The organism is Streptomyces sp. AM25, from assembly GCF_058146165.1.
Window position 1 is genome coordinate 58,437 of sequence record NZ_JBKIWN010000003.1, and the last position, 14,412, is coordinate 72,848.

The 14,412-nt window shown below is 72.7% G+C and carries 13 protein-coding genes; 9 read left to right on the forward strand and 4 right to left on the reverse strand.

Annotated elements, in window-relative coordinates; all coding sequences use genetic code 11:
• Window positions 1–7: 7 nt before the first annotated feature.
• The 4 genes from ACLHRZ_RS04410 to ACLHRZ_RS04425 all read left to right on the forward strand — a co-directional run bounded on the left by ACLHRZ_RS04410 (window position 8) and on the right by ACLHRZ_RS04425 (window position 4,731).
• On the forward strand, window positions 8–1,546 hold the full coding sequence (locus ACLHRZ_RS04410) for an aromatic amino acid ammonia-lyase (RefSeq protein WP_490416899.1): 1,539 nt from the start codon (window positions 8–10) through the stop codon (window positions 1,544–1,546).
• Entirely contained in the window at window positions 1,543–2,733 is a 1,191-nt protein-coding gene (locus tag ACLHRZ_RS04415; protein WP_490416900.1) for a 3-deoxy-7-phosphoheptulonate synthase, read from the forward strand. The genes ACLHRZ_RS04410 and ACLHRZ_RS04415 overlap by 4 nt, the downstream gene beginning before the upstream one ends.
• A 101-nt stretch (window positions 2,734–2,834) precedes the next feature.
• The gene (locus ACLHRZ_RS04420) at window positions 2,835–3,827 is read left to right on the forward strand and encodes an aldo/keto reductase family protein (protein WP_490416901.1); all 993 of its coding nucleotides are present in this window, start codon (window positions 2,835–2,837) and stop codon (window positions 3,825–3,827) included.
• A gap of 106 nt (window positions 3,828–3,933) precedes the next feature.
• Complete coding sequence (locus tag ACLHRZ_RS04425) at window positions 3,934–4,731, forward strand: SDR family NAD(P)-dependent oxidoreductase (RefSeq protein ID WP_490416902.1); 798 nt, start codon at window positions 3,934–3,936, stop codon at window positions 4,729–4,731.
• A gap of 55 nt (window positions 4,732–4,786) precedes the next feature.
• Here ACLHRZ_RS04425 and ACLHRZ_RS04430 read toward each other — a convergent pair whose 3' ends face one another.
• Entirely contained in the window at window positions 4,787–5,356 is a 570-nt protein-coding gene (locus ACLHRZ_RS04430; protein ID WP_490416903.1) for a MarR family winged helix-turn-helix transcriptional regulator, read from the reverse strand.
• A gap of 149 nt (window positions 5,357–5,505) precedes the next feature.
• On the opposite strand from ACLHRZ_RS04430, the gene ACLHRZ_RS04435 reads away from it, so the two are divergent.
• Window positions 5,506–7,035 (forward strand): MFS transporter, encoded by a 1,530-nt coding sequence (locus tag ACLHRZ_RS04435; protein ID WP_490416904.1) that lies wholly within the window; start codon window positions 5,506–5,508, stop codon window positions 7,033–7,035.
• 7 nt (window positions 7,036–7,042) lie between these two features.
• On the opposite strand, the gene ACLHRZ_RS04440 is transcribed toward ACLHRZ_RS04435, so the two are convergent.
• Window positions 7,043–8,089, reverse strand: a complete 1,047-nt coding sequence (locus tag ACLHRZ_RS04440) for an Lrp/AsnC family transcriptional regulator (protein ID WP_490416905.1) — start codon at window positions 8,087–8,089, stop codon at window positions 7,043–7,045.
• Between the two features lie 144 nt (window positions 8,090–8,233).
• Between ACLHRZ_RS04440 and ACLHRZ_RS04445 the strand changes: the two genes are divergently transcribed.
• Window positions 8,234–9,754, forward strand: a complete 1,521-nt coding sequence (locus ACLHRZ_RS04445; RefSeq protein ID WP_490416906.1) for an MFS transporter — start codon at window positions 8,234–8,236, stop codon at window positions 9,752–9,754.
• 23 nt (window positions 9,755–9,777) lie between these two features.
• On the opposite strand, the gene ACLHRZ_RS04450 is transcribed toward ACLHRZ_RS04445, so the two are convergent.
• Together ACLHRZ_RS04450 and ACLHRZ_RS04455 are read right to left on the reverse strand one after the other, a co-directional pair.
• A complete protein-coding gene (locus ACLHRZ_RS04450) occupies window positions 9,778–10,134 on the reverse strand; it encodes a hypothetical protein (protein WP_490416907.1) in 357 nt (118 codons plus the stop codon).
• A 28-nt stretch (window positions 10,135–10,162) separates the two neighbouring features.
• The gene (locus tag ACLHRZ_RS04455) at window positions 10,163–11,059 is read right to left on the reverse strand and encodes a LysR substrate-binding domain-containing protein (RefSeq protein WP_490416908.1); all 897 of its coding nucleotides are present in this window, start codon (window positions 11,057–11,059) and stop codon (window positions 10,163–10,165) included.
• A gap of 148 nt (window positions 11,060–11,207) precedes the next feature.
• On the opposite strand from ACLHRZ_RS04455, the gene ACLHRZ_RS04460 reads away from it, so the two are divergent.
• The 3 genes from ACLHRZ_RS04460 to ACLHRZ_RS04470 are packed head-to-tail and all read left to right on the forward strand — an operon-like array spanning window position 11,208 to window position 14,408.
• Complete coding sequence (locus ACLHRZ_RS04460; RefSeq protein ID WP_490416909.1) at window positions 11,208–11,945, forward strand: acetoacetate decarboxylase; 738 nt, start codon at window positions 11,208–11,210, stop codon at window positions 11,943–11,945.
• A 10-nt stretch (window positions 11,946–11,955) separates the two neighbouring features.
• Window positions 11,956–12,921, forward strand: coding sequence for a 3-hydroxyacyl-CoA dehydrogenase NAD-binding domain-containing protein (locus ACLHRZ_RS04465; protein WP_490416910.1), 966 nt, complete (start codon window positions 11,956–11,958; stop codon window positions 12,919–12,921).
• A complete protein-coding gene (locus ACLHRZ_RS04470) occupies window positions 12,918–14,408 on the forward strand; it encodes a CoA transferase (RefSeq protein ID WP_490416911.1) in 1,491 nt (496 codons plus the stop codon). Before ACLHRZ_RS04465 ends, ACLHRZ_RS04470 begins: the two co-directional genes overlap by 4 nt.
• Window positions 14,409–14,412: the final 4 nt, after the last annotated feature.

A 14,412-nucleotide genomic window follows, 5' to 3' on the forward strand; every position in this document is an offset into this window, starting at 1 on the left:
GGCTGCCATGACCCCCCACAGCCAGAGCCATCCCGACCGCGTCGGCCGGCTGTTGTCCCACAGCGACCGCGACGCGCGGTTGGACCTCACGGAACCGGAACGCTGGCGCCTGCACGAAGCCCGCCGACTGCTCGGCGGCCTCGAGGACGACCGCCGGGTCTACGGCGTCACCCACGGATTCGGCCCGCTCGTCGGCCACCGGGCCGATCCCGACCCGGAGGCGCAGGGGCTGGGCCTGGTCAACCACCTGGCCGTGGGCCAGGGCCTGCCGCTGCCGCCGGAGGTCACCCGCACCATGGTCTGGCTCCGGCTGCGCGGCATGACACTGGGGCACTCAGCAGTCGCCCCCGACGTCTGGCAGTTGCTCGCGGACCAGTGGAACGCCGGGTTCACCCCGGTCGTGCCGCAGGAGGGCAGCCTCAGTGCGAGCGGTGACCTCGTGCCGCTCGCGCACGCCGCGCTCGCCGCCGCGGGCGACCCGCACGGCCAGGAAGCCTGGCGGTACGTCGGCGGGCGGTGGGTGCGCGAACCGGCCGGCGACGTCCTGCGGGCGCTGGGCGTACGGCCCGTGCGGTGGGAGGCCCGTTCGGCGCTGGCCTTTGTCAACGGCAGCAGCGCCTGTCTGGCCCGCGCGTTGCACACCCACCGGGAGGCGATGGCGCTGACCCGGGCCGCCGCCGCGGTCACCGGCCGGACTGCGGCGCTGCTGGGATCCTCCCGCGAGCCGTACGAGGACGCCCTGAGCCGGGTGCGCAACCAGCCCGGGCAGCGGACCGTCTCCGCCTGGATCCGCCGCGAACTGGCCGCGGGCCACCGCCCCGGACCGGACCGGCCCCTGCAGGAACGCTACTCGCTGCGCTGCGCTCCCCAAGTGCTGGGGGCGGTGCTCGACCAACTGGAATTCCAGGCGCGGGTGCTGACGGACGAGGCCGGCGGGTGCACCGACAACCCGGTGCTGGTGGACGGGCAGTTGTTGCACGGCGGGAACTTCCACGCCGCGCCGGTCGGCTTCGTCTCCGAGGCGCACGCCTCCTGCCTGCACCAGGTGGCGTACCTCATGGAGCGTCAACTTGCCCTGGTACTCGACCCGTCGGCCAACGGCGGTCTGCCTCCGCTGCTCACCCCCCGCCCCGGATCCGGAAGCGGCTTCGCCGGCGTGCAGATCGCCGCCACCTCTCACCTGGCCCGCCTGCGCCAGCTCGCCCAGCCCGCGTCGTTCACCGCCTTGCCGACCAACCTCAACAACCAGGATCAGGTGCCGATGGCCCTGAACAGTGCGAACGCGGTTGCCGAGATGGTGGACCGGGGCTGGTGGATCCTCGGCTCGCTGCTCCTCGCGGTCAATCAGCTGGCCCACATGACGGACAGTCGGCCCGGCGACGGGCTCTGGGAACAGCTCCTCACGCGCTTTTCTCCCCTGGACCGGGACCGGCCGCTGGCCGTCGAGGTGACCGCAGCCGCCGAAGCGGCCCGGCTTCACTTCCTCGCCCCGCCCGCCCCGGACCCCGCCGTGGAAACGGTGCCCACCACCTGGAGGAACACATGACCCCCACGCATCTGCTCCTGGCCGCCCGGGCCCGGCAGCAGCCCGAATGGGCCTCGCTCGACGACCTCAAACGAGTCCTGCGCATCCTGGAGCGGAAACCGCAGCTGGTCGACGCCTCGGTGTGCGACGACCTGACGGCCGAACTGGCGCGGGCCGCGCGCGGCGAGGCGTTCGTCCTGCAGGTGGGGGAGTGTGCCGAGCGCTTCGCTGACGCCACCCCCGCCACCGTGCTGGACAAGGCCGACCAGCTGCACCGGCTCGCCGACACCCTCGTCGGTGCCACCGGACTGCCGGTCGTCAGGATCGGCCGGATCGCCGGCCAGTACGCCAAACCCCGTTCCAGCGCCACCGAATCCCTCCCCGACGGCTCGGTGCTGCCGGTCTACCGTGGCGACGCGGTCAATGCGCCCGAGCCCACCGCGCAGGCGCGCACAGCCGACCCTGCCCGGCTGCTCAGCGCCTATCGCCACGCCGAGACCACGCTGAGCACCCTGTTCGAACGCGACCTGGGGCTGGCCGGACGGACCGCGCCGGAGCGCACCTACGCCGGCCACGAGGCACTGCTGCTGGAGTTCGAGCGGGCACTGGTGCGGCCGTTGCCGGGCGGCACCGGGATCTATGGCTCCTCCGGCCACTTCCTGTGGATCGGCGAGCGGACCCGGCAACTCGACCACGAACACGTTCAGTTCGCTGCCTCCATCGCCAATCCTGTGGGCGTCAAAATCGGTCCGAAGGTCGATCCGGACGAGGTCGCCGCGCTGGTCCGGCTGCTCAACCCCCGCCGTCTGCCGGGCCGGCTCTCGCTGATCGTGCGTATGGGAACGGCGGACATCGGCCGGCGCTTCCCCGTCCTACTGGACGCCCTGGGCGAAGAGGCTGCCGGGGTCGTGTGGATCTGCGACCCGATGCACGGCAACACCCGCGTCAGCGCCGCCGGGCAGAAGACCCGCACGGTCACCGACATCACGGCGGAGATCGCGTGCTTCGTCTCCACGTTGAGCCACCGCGGGCTGCCCGTCGGCGGCTTGATGCTGGAGACGGCGCACACACCGGTGACCGAGTGCGTGGCCACCCCTGACGAGCTGGATTCACCGTTCCCGCTCCCCGCCTACGAGACGGCCTGCGATCCCCGGCTCGCCCCCGAACAGGCCGAGGCCGTCGTCGCGTTCATGGCGAGCCTGCTGTGAACGCCCCGCCGGGCCCCGCGCGCCCCGGAGCCCGCGGCCCACCCGACCGGGCCGCCCCGACGACTGCAGGAACCGCCCCCTTCAGAAAGCGACGGAACACCATGGAATTCCGCAAACTCGGCGGCAGCGGCCTCGTCCTGAGCGAGATCGCCTTCGGGAACTGGATCACCCACGGGGCCCAGATCGACGAGACGACCGCGCACGAGTGCGTGCGGGCTGCGCTCGACGCAGGCATCACGACCTTCGACACCGCCGACGTGTACTCCGAGACGCGGGCCGAGGCCGTGCTCGGCAAGGCACTTGCCGGTGAGCGCCGTGAAGGACTCGTGCTGGCCACCAAGGTGTGTCACCCCGTCGGCCCGGGCCCCAACGACCACGGCCTGTCCCGCAAGCACGTCATCGAGGGCTGCGAGGCGTCCCTGCGCCGGCTGGGCACCGACTATGTCGACCTCTACTACGCCCACCGCTTCGACGCGTCCGTTCCACTGGAAGAGACCATGCTCGCCTTCGCGGACCTGGTCCGCGGCGGCAAGGCGCTCTACATCGGTGTCAGCGAGTGGACCGCGGAGCAGATCACCCGGGCGGCCGGTCTGGCCAGGGAGCTGCGGGTGCCGCTGGTGGCCAGCCAGCCGCAGTACTCCATGCTGTGGCGGGTCGCCGAGTCCCAGGTCGTCCCGGCCTGTGACCGCGAAGGCCTGGGACAGGTCGTGTTCTCGCCGCTCGCCCAGGGCATCCTCACCGGCAAGTACCGCCCCGGCGCCGAGCCGCCGTCCGGCTCGCGGGTGACCCACCCCGTCGGCAAGGGATTCGTCGACATGCTGGTCGGTCGGTGGATGCGGGACGAGAGCGCGCTGCGCGCCGTGCAGGAGCTGAAGCCGGTGGCCGAGGGCATCGGACTGACGATGAGTCAGCTCGCGGTCGCCTGGGTGCTGCAGAACCCGTCGGTGACCTCGGCCATCATCGGGGCCAGCCGCCCCGATCAGGTCCGGGAGAACGCCGCCGCCTCGGGCGTGCGGCTGGAACAGGACGTCCTGGCCCGAATCGACGAGATCCTCGCCGCCCACATCGAGCGCGACCCGGCGAAGACGGGCTGACCGCAGGCACCCACCACCCGCTGCGCGTCGTGCGACCCGGGCCCGTGTCGCACGACGCGCCCTTGCAGGCACCACACATCACACGACCCGGGGATCAGGTATCGGGATGACAACACAGGGGACGAAGACGGGGCTGGGCATCGCCGGGCGGGCGGTTCTCGTGACCGGTGGGAGCCGGGCACTGGGCCGTGCGACCACGCGCAGGCTCGCCGAGGAGGGCTGCGACGTGGCGCTGTGCGGCCGAGACGGGGAGTCCGTGGAGGCGACGGCGACCGAGCTGCGGGAGCGGCACGGCAGTACCGTCCACGCCGAGTGCCTGGATGTGCTCGACGAGGCCGCGCTGGACGGCTTCGTCCGGCGCTCGGCCGAGGCGCTGGGCCGGATCGACGGGTTGGTGACCTGCGCCGGCGGGGCCCGTGGCGGCGACCTTCTCGCCGCCACGTCCGAGGACTGGGGCGAGACCTATCGCCTCAACGTCGTCCACCCCGCGCTCGCGCTGCGCGCCGCCGTCCCGCACCTGCGCCGTACCCGAGGCAGTGCGGTCCTGGTCGCCTCCGTCTCCGGCTGGAAGCCCGCGCCCCCGGCCCAGTACGCCGCCGCCAAGGCCGCGCAGATACACCTCGCCGTCTCCCTCGCCCGGGAGTTGGGGCCGCAGCGCATTCGCGTCAACTGTGTCTCGCCCGGCTCGATGCTGATCCCGGGCAAGGGCTGGGACAGGCTCAGGCAGCAGGATCCGGAGGCCTACCGGGCGTTCGAGGGGGAGTTCCCGATGGGGAGCCTGGTCGCGCCGGAGGACGTCGCCGCGGTGATCGCCTTCCTGGTGTCCGACCAGGCCCGCGCGGTCAACGGGGCGAATCTCCCTGTCGACGCCGGGCAGAACGCCCCCAGCGCGTACGGCTATTGACGCCGTGGCGCCGCACGGCGCCCCGGCGCCGCCCCCGTCGGCGCCGGCGGTGCCGTCAGGGGTGGCCCACCTGGGAGACTCCGTGGACGTTCAGCCTGGCCTGCACGTCGTCCAGCAGGGTGCGCAGTAGTTTGGTGAGCACCTCGCGCTGCTCGTCCGACAGGCCCTCGAGCAGCTCCACTTCGCGGTCCAGGACGCGGTCGACGGTACGCTCCACGAGGTCGTGACCGGCTGCGGTGAGCTCCACCAGGACGGCCCGGGAGCGGTCCGGGGCGGGGCGCCGGACGACCAGGTTCTCGCGCTCGGCCCGGGCCAGGCGCTGGGAGATCGCGCCGGCTGTCACCAGCGAGTGCTCGGCCAGTTCGCGCGTGCTCAGGGTGTACGGCGGTCCGCTGCGGCGCAGCACGCTGAGCAGGTCGAGGGTGGCCGGGTCGACGTCCGCCTCGGCCAGTACCCGACGGCGGTCGTCGCCGAAGTGCTTGGCGAGCTGCCAGATGCGGGTGACCACGCCGATGGAGGTCACCGGGGTCTGCGGGCGCTCCCGGCGCCAGGCGACGGCTATGGCGTCCACCGGGTCGCCCTCCGGCCTCGAACTTCCGTCCCTGGACTGCTGCGAAGACTCCATGGGCACGTCTCCTCGTGTGCTACGTTTAGGCATAAATTAAGATCTAAATGCAGGGCTTCGGGGCTCCGATGGTACGTCGCCGGTCCGCTGCCGGGGCGTGGACCCCGAACCTGTTCAGCTCCGACACACTCCGACATCCAGTGGTGGCCATGAGTGCATTAGCAAGGGAATCAGCAGAGGGCCGGGCCCCGGCACGAGCGGACGGGACGGGCGGTGACCCTCGTGAGGGCCGGCCGACCGCCCGCGACTGGGCCGGTCTGGGGGTCGTGCTGCTCGCGATGTTCATGAGTCAGATCGACATGTTCATCGTCAACGTCGCGGCCCCGGAGGTCCAGTCCGATCTGCATGCCGGATTCGGCCAGATGCAGTTCGTGATCGACGGCTATGCGATCGCCTACGCCGCCGGCATGGTGACGGGCGGCCGGCTGGGCGACCGCGTCGGGCGCAAGAAGGTGTTCCAGTACGGCGTGGCCGCGTTCACGGTCACCTCCCTGCTGTGTGCCCTGGCCCCCTCGGCGAACGCCCTCATCGCGGCACGCGTCCTCCAGGGCCTCTCGGCGGCCCTGATGACGCCTCAGGTGCTGTCCATCCTGCGGGCCGTCTTCGTGCACGGCCGGGACCGCACGCGTGCGGTGGGCGCCTACGGGGCCGCCATCGGTTCCGGCGTCATCGCCGGCCTCGTCGGCGGCGGGCTGCTGCTCGATCTGGACGTGGCGGGTCTGGGCTGGCGCATGATCTTCCTGATCAACGTGCCGATCGGCCTCGCCGTCCTCGTCGCTGCCGTGCCGGCGGTGCCCGAGAGCCGCAGTGCGGACAACCCGCGGCTGGACTTCGTCGGCGTGGCCTTCACCGCCGTGCTGCTGCCGCTGGTGCTGGTCCCGCTGACCGTCGGCTCCGAGAAGGGCTGGCCGTGGTGGACGTACGCGTGCTTCGCGCTGGGCGCGCTGGTCGTCGTGGCGTTCCTGCGCTGGGAGGGACGCGTGGAGGCCCGCGGCGGCGCTCCGTTGCTGCCAGCCCGCCTGCTGCGCGCCAAGGGTTTCCCGCTGAGCATGGCCACCGTGCTGGCGTTCTTCGCAGGCAACGCCGGCCTCTTCCTGGTGCTCACCTACCACCTGCAGTCCGGCATCCGGCTGACCCCGATGAAGGCCAGTCTGGTGTTCGTGCCGCTCGGAGTGGGGTTCATCATCGCCTCTTCCTCCTGCCGCAGGCTCGCCGCCAGGTTCGGCATCCGCGTCTCCGTCGCCGGCGGGGTCGTCATGGCCGTGAGCCTGTTCGCCGTGCCGGCGGTGACCGGTACGGAGCCCGGTGTCCAGGCCGTGCTCCTCGCCGGCATCATGGGCGTATCCGGCTTCGGCCAGGGACTCGTGGTGGCGCCGCTGATCGACACCGTCCTCTCGCGCGTCCACCCGGACGACGCTGGTGCGGGCTCGGGTGTGCTGAACACCGTCACCCAGGCGGGCATGGCGCTCGGCGTCGCCGCCATCGGTGCGCTGTACTGCGCCTTCCTGGGGGCGAACCCGCAGGCGCCCGAACACCCCGTCGGTGCCGGTGACTTCGCCGATTCCTTCGACGCGACCAGCTGCGTCCTGGCCGTGGTGGCGCTCCTCGCGGCGCTGCTGTGCGCCCTGCTCGGAAGGTCCCGCGCGGCCGAGGACGCTGCCGCCACGACATCGGCCTGACGGCGCTTCAGCCGGACGGCACCGTCCGCCCCGGCGGCTCCCAGAGCCGGACGCCGTCGGTGAGCAGGCCGGCCCGTTTGACGTGGCGGAGGACCGGGACGATCTCCAGCTGCTGGACGGTCCGCAGTGCGCCGATGCGCTCGGTCACATAGGCGTAGAGCGCACGGCGGTCGCGGCAGAGGATCGTGCCCACCAGGTTGGTGGTGCCGGTGGCCGCGGCCACCCAGGGGATCTCGGGGTGTCGGGAGAGGGCGCGGCCCGCCTCGTCCAGATTGTGCGGGGCCACCGTGGCGAACAGGGCGGCCTGGGTGGTCAGTCCGAAGTGGACGGGGAGGATCTCGACGTCGAAGCAGAGGGTGCCGGTCTCCCGCAGGTGTTCCAGCCGGCGGCGGACGGTGGACTCCGACTGGCCGGTCGCCCGGGCGAGTTCGGGGTAGCCGGTGCGGCCGTCCCGGGCGAGGAGGTCCAGCAGGATGCGGTCCGCGGCGTCGGGCCGGATCTCCTCGTCCCCGGCGGGCTGCGGACGCGCCAGCTCCCGGACCTGTTCGTCGGTCAGGCCGCTGCCGTCCAGCCACCGGCTGGGGGTCGTGGTGGTGAAGGTGTGCAGCAGGCTCTGCGCGGTGAAGCCGGTGACGTGCTGGGTGCGGGGCAGCTTCTGGAGCAGGAGGGCGTCGCGTTCGTCCGCACTGGTGGAGCGGACCACGCAGGCCACCTCGGACCCGCCGGAGTGGATCTTCACCCAGCCGGTGTCCGGGCGGCGGGCCAGCGCGTCGGCGATCGGCACGGCGGCGCCCGGGGCGCACTGGATGCGCAGCCAGTTCTCCGACATGCCCAGCCGGTCGGTGACCGGGAGCCCGATGACGCGGAGCAGCCGTTCGCCGTGTAGCCGCCGGTAGCGGCGGACGACCGTCTGGTCGGTGACGCCCAGGACGGCCGCCAGACGGCTGAACGAGGCCCGGCCGTCGAGGGACAGGGCGTGGATCAGCCGGCGGTCCAGCGCGTCCAGGTGCTCTCCGGGGGCGGGGGCGGGGGCGGCCGTGGGCGTGGTCTTCATATTTCCATCATGACAGGACCGTCCGTCATGGAAATCCGTCAGGGCAGGCCTGCTGGGTTCGGGATCCAGTCGCTCCGTGTGAGCTTGGTCGGACTTCCCTTCGATCCGGCCTTCGATCCGGTCAAGACATTCAGGAGTGCTCTGATGCGCAAGTGGCTGCCGCTCGCTGCGGTGTGCCTGGGGACCTTCATGCTGCTGGTGGACGTCACCATCGTCGTGGTGGCCCTCCCCGACATGGCCAGAAGTCTGCACACGTCCTTCGCCGACCTCCAGTGGGTCATGGACATCTACGCCCTGGCGCTGGCCGCGCTGCTGCTGGGGCTGGGGTCGCTCGCCGACCGGATAGGCCACCGCCGGGTGTACGTGGCCGGGGTGGCGGTCTTCGCCCTGGCGTCGCTCGCCTGCGGCCTGGCCACCGACCCGGCGGTGCTGATCGCCTTCCGCGGCGTCCAGGGCGTGGGCGGCGCGGCCATGCTGGCCACCACGACCGCCCTGGTGGCCCGCCTCTACCACGGCCGGGACCGGGGCGTGGCCTTCGGGGCCTGGGGCGCGGTCAGCGGTGCCGCGTCGGCGGCCGGGCCGATCCTGGGCGGACTGCTGACCGAGTACCTGGACTGGCGCTGGATCTTCTTCGTCAACCTGCCCGTCAGCGTGCTCGCCATCGTCATGACCATGCGGTACGTGCAGGCACCGGCCGACAAGGCGGCTCGGGGCCGGGGCATGGACCTGCCGGGCATGGCCGCCTTCACCGTGGCCGCCGGTGCCGTCACCTACGCGCTGATCAAGGGCTCCGACTACGGGTGGACCTCCGGCGCCACCCTGGCGCTGTTCGGCCTGGCGGCCCTGGCCCTGCTGGTATTCCTGCTGATCGAGCCGCGCCGGGCGCAGCCGATGCTCGACCTCGCCCTCTTCCGGCGGGGTTCGTTCACCGGCCTCATGATCACCGCGGTGCTGCTGTCGGTGGCGGCGTTCTCCTACCTCGCCTACACCTCGCTCTGGCTCCAGTCCGTGCGGGGCATGGGCCCGGTGGCGGCCGGCCTGGCGTGCCTGCCGATGAGCGCCGCGTCCTTCGTCGTCGCCTCGCTCGGCGGGCGCTTCCTGCACGGGGTCTCGCCCCGGCTCACCCTCGGCGTGGGCATGCTGCTGATCGGCGGCGGCGCGCTGCTGATGACCGTCATCGACGCCGGGTCCACCTGGACGGTGCTGGCCGCCGGCTTCGCGGTGGCCGGAGTCGGTGTCGGGCTGAGCACCCCGGCGCTCGCCTCCACCGCCATGGCGGCGGTGCCGCCGCAGCGCGCCGGCATGGCCAGCGGCGCGGTCAACACCGCACGCCAGCTCGGCAACGCCCTGGGCATCGCGGTGCTGGGCGTGGTCTTCCACGCCGGGCTGTCCGGGTCCCTGCGCAGCCACGGGGGCGGCGTCTCCGCGGACGCGCTGGCCGGCGGCCAGGCCGCCCCGCTGATCGCCCGCACCGCGCCCGGACAGCGGGACGCGGTGCAGGAGTTGGTGCATGCGGCGTTCGCCGACGGGCTGCGGGACGTCTTCTGGGTCTCCGGGGTGCTGGGCGTGCTCGGCGGGCTCGTGACCCTGGCGCTGGTCCGCCGCCCCCCGGCGCCTGTGCGGCCGCCGCGGGTTGACGTACCGTCAGTTTCTGTGACGGCCTGAGGTCCCGCGGGAAGCGCAGTGCGTCAACTGCGGGCTTGTTGTGGCTTGTCGCGCAGTTCCCCGCGCCCCTTCGGGGCGCGGGCACGTACCGCATCCCGCAGTTGGTCGAGGTCAGGAAGGCCGGCGAGCCCCTGCGGCGTGCGGTACACCCGGCACGTCAGCCCGGGGAGCCGGCCGGGCTCGGCGAACGGGTCGCGCCCGTCGATCAGATAGGTCGGCGACCCGGTGAAGCCGATCCGCTCGGCCTCGTCCTGGTCGGCGACCACCCGCGTCACCCAGGCGGCGCCCGTCCGCCCGGTGTCGTCCAGCGCCCGGCGCAGCAGCTCGACCGCCGGCTTCTCGTGCGGGCAGTCCCGCACCACCAGAATCTCGATCTCCATGCCTCCAGGATGCCGCCCGGCGGTGGAGTCAGCGGCTCGCGTGCCGGGTCAGGAGGTCCAGAAGGCGGTGCACGGCCGCGTCCGCGTCGGGGCGGTGCACGGCCGCGACCGTGGTGTGCAGGTGCGGGGACGCGTCGCGGAGCGGCACGAAGGCGATCCCGGGGACGGCGAGGTCGCGCAGGTCCTCCGGCAGGAGGCCGACGCACAGGCCCGCGGCGACGTAGCCGAGGAGACCGCTCAGATCGTCGGCCTCGGCCCGGCAGTGCGGGGTGAACCCGGCCTCCCGGCAGGCCAGCCGGCCCTGGGCGGCGAGCCCCGGCAGGGTGGCCGTGCTGGGGAGCGCGAAGTCGTCGTCGCGGAGGTCCGCGAGCGCGACGGACTCCGCCCCGGCCAGGCGGTGCTCGTGCGACAGGGCCGCGACGATGCGCTCGACGGCGAAGTCGCGGACGGCCAGCCCCTCCGGCACGGGCGACGGATCCCGGACGAACGCGATGTCCAGGGTGCCCGAGCGGACCATCTCCACGAGCGCGGCCGTGGTGTCCTGCCGCAAGTGGATGCGCAGGCCGGGGAGTTCGTCCGCCGCCGCACGCAGCAGCCGGGGCAGATGACGGTGGCTGAGGATGCTGACGTAGCCCACGCGCACGTCGCCCTCCAGGCCGCGCGCCACGCGCCGTACGCGCTCGACGGCGGCGGTCCGGGCGTCGAGCAGCCGCCGTGCCTCCACGGCGAAGGCGGCGCCCGCGGGGGTGAGGCGCACGCCGCCCGGCCCGCGGTCCAGGAGCCGTACGCCGAGGCCGCGTTCGAGCCGCTGCATCGCCTGGCTGAGCGGGGGCTGGCTCATCGAGAGCCGCTCCGCGGCCCGGCCGAAGTGCCTCTCCTCGGCCAGCGCGAGGAACTGCTCCAGCAGGCGATCCGTGAACTCCATATGCTCAAGCATATCGAGCATGCGGGAAACATATATTGGACAGACCCGGCTTCCCTGGCGTGGAGTGGTTCCGGGCGCCGAGCGGCACGTTCCGCTCCCCGCCCCCACAGGCACAGGCGCCATCCGAGGAAGCCCGAGGAAGCCAACCATGCACATGCACGACGTCGCCCGGCTGTTCACGACCCCGCTGGACGCACCCGCTTTCGCCCCCACCCGGTACCGCTTCACCGACCGCGAGTACCTCACCATCACCTACCGCACCGACCCCGAGGCCCTGCGCCGGGTCGTCCCCGAGCCGCTGTCCCTGCCCGAGCCGCTGGTGCGGTTCGAGGTCATGCGGATGCCGGACGTGACGGGCCTGGGCGACTACACGGAGGCGGGCCAGGTCGTCCCCGTCGAGTACGCGGGGGAGCGCGGCGAGTACAACCTGGCGATGTACCTCGACAGCGTGCCCGCGATCTCGAGCGGCCGGGAGCTGAGCGCCTACCCCAAGAAGGCCGGCTCGCCCCGCCTCTACGTCGACTCCGACACCCTGGTCGGCACCCTCGACTACGGCTCGCTGCGGGTGGCCACCGCCACCATGGGCTACAAGCACCACCCGATGGACCCCGACGAGGCCCGCGCCGAGATCTGCGTGCCCACCTTCATGGTCAAGGCGGTGCCCGGCTACGACGGCCGGCCGCGCATCTGCGAACTGGTGCGCACCCAGATCACCGACATCACGGTCAAGAGCGCCTTCCGCGGCCCGGCCCGCCTGGAGCTGTTCGCCCACGCCCTGGCGCCGCTCGCCGACCTGCCGGTCCTCGAAGTCGTCACCGCCGCCCACATCCTGACCGACCTCACCCTCAGCCCGGCCGAGGTCGTCCACGACTACCTCGCCCGCTGAGAGGCACACCATGAGCGCTTCAACACCCCGCCGGCGCGCCGCCGTCATCGGCGGCGGCGTGATCGGGATCTCCTGGACCGGGCTGTTCCTCGCCCACGGCCTGGACGTCGTCGTCAGCGACCCGCGCCCCGACGTGCGGGACCAGGTCCTCGCCGGGCTGGACGAGATCGTTCCGGCCCTGGCCGAACTTGGCCTGCCCACCGACAACTTGACCGCACGTCTCAGCTTCGAAGCCGACCTGGCCGCCGCGGTCGCGGATGCCGACGTCGTGCAGGAGAACGGCCCCGAACGCCTGGCCGTCAAGCAGCAGATCTGGCAGACCGTCGAACAGGCCGCCCCCGCCCACGCGCTGCTGGCCACCTCGACCTCCGGCATCCCCGCCACCGCCATCGCCGAGGCCATGCGGCAGCCGGAGCGGCTCGTCGTCGGGCACCCCTTCAACCCGCCGCACCTCGTGCCACTGGTCGAGGTCGTCCCCGGCGAGCGCACCTCTTCCCAAGTGCTGCTGCAGGCCCGCGACTTCTACGCCTCCCTGGGCAAGAAGCCGCAGATCCTGCGCAAGGAGATCCCCGGCTTCGTCGCCAACCGCCTGCAGTCCGCGCTCTTCCGCGAATGCGTGCACCTGGTCGCCGAGGGCGTGGTGACCGAGGCCGAGCTGGACGAGATCGTCACCGCCTCCATCGGCCTGCGCTGGGCGGTCGCCGGACCCTTCCGCACCTTCCACCTCGGCGGCGGCCCCGGCGGCCTGCCGCATTTCCTGCAGCACCTCGGCCGCGCCATGGAGGCCACCTGGCCCGGACTGGGCAGCCCGTCCTTCGACGAACCCACTGTCGCCCTGCTGACCGCCCAGGCCGAGGATGCCTTCGCCGGCGAGCCGGCCGGCGAACTCGCCGCCCGCCGCGACCGCGCACAGATCGCCCTGATGCGCGCCCTCGCCGACACCTCGCACGAACCGACAGAAGAGGCAGCAGCATGAACCTCACCGAGAAGATCGAGACCACGCTCGACAAGCCCGTCACCGGCGAGGCCGACGACCACTTCGACATCCACGCCGCGCTCGACGACGTCCTCGGCGGCGTCGGCATGAGCGCACAGGACGCCGGCGGCACGGTCACCTTCACCGGCGCCGACCCGGTGGTGCCCTCCACCCTGCGGCTGGCCGCCGCCCCCGCCCTCGGCCTGACCGCCAAGTCCGTGGCCCTGGCCAGGCTGTGGCAGCACCGCGGCGGCCCCGGCCAGGACATCGCCATGGACCTGCGCAAGGCCCCGCACCGGCTGTGCCCCTTCTACGACGCGAAGTGGGAGACGCTCAACGGCTACCCCGTCGTCGCCCCCGACGACCCCTTCGCCCTCTCCTTCTACCGCGCGGGCGACGGGCGTTGGGTGATGCCGCTGAACGTCTACCCGGCGCTGAAGTCCCGCACCCTCAAGCTGCTCGGCACCCCCGACGACGCCCTGGCGATCTCCCAGGCCGTCGCCCGCTGGGACGGCGCGGAGCTGGAGCGGGCCGGAGCGGACGCCGGCGTCGTCATGCCGATGCTGCGCAGCACCCGGGAGTTCCTCGGCACCCGCCAGTACCGGGACGTCCTGGCGGACCTGCCCCTGATAGAGATCGAGAAGATCGGTGACAGCGAGCCCGAGCCGCTCCCGCCCGGCGCCGCCCAACCGCTCGACGGCGTACGGGCCCTGGGCCTGGGGCACGTCATCGCCGGGGCCGCCATCGGACGCACCATGGCCCAGCACGGCGCCGACGCCCTCAACATCTGGCGGCCGGGCCAGTTCGAGAACGACCTCCTCTACTACACCGCCCAGATCGGCGTGCGCTCCGCCACCCTCGACCACGGCCGCGACCCGCAGGCCTCGGCCGTCCTGCGCCGACTGCTGCGCGGCGCCGACGTCTTCTACGCCAACCACCGCGCCGGCTACCTGGAACGCAGGGGCCTGACCGCGCAGCAGGCAGCCGAGATCCGCCCCGGCATCATCCACACCACCGTCAGCCTGCACGGACAGCACGGCCCCTGGGCCCACCGCGTCGGCTTCGACCAGACCGCCGGCTGCGTCGCCGGCATGATGAACCTCGAAGGCACCGACGACAACCCGGCGTTGCCCCCGATCAAGGTCGTCAACGACTACCTCGTCCCCTGGCTCGCCACCACCGGCGTCATCGCCGCCCTCATGCGGCGCGCCACCGAGGGCGGCAGCTACCGCGTGCACGTCTCGCTCACCCGCGTCGCCCTGTGGATCCTCAGCCTGGGCGTCCTCGACAAGGACTACGCCCGCGAACTCGCCGGAACCGGCGAACGGCACGCCTACCTCGATCCCGACACCTTCACCGCCGACACCCCGTGCGGCCGCTACCAGGGCGTCACCGACCAGGTCGTCATGTCCGGGACCCCCGGCGCCTTCCGCACCGTCCTCATGCCGCGCGGCGCGGGCCGGCCGGAATGGCTTCCGCGCGGCTGACCGC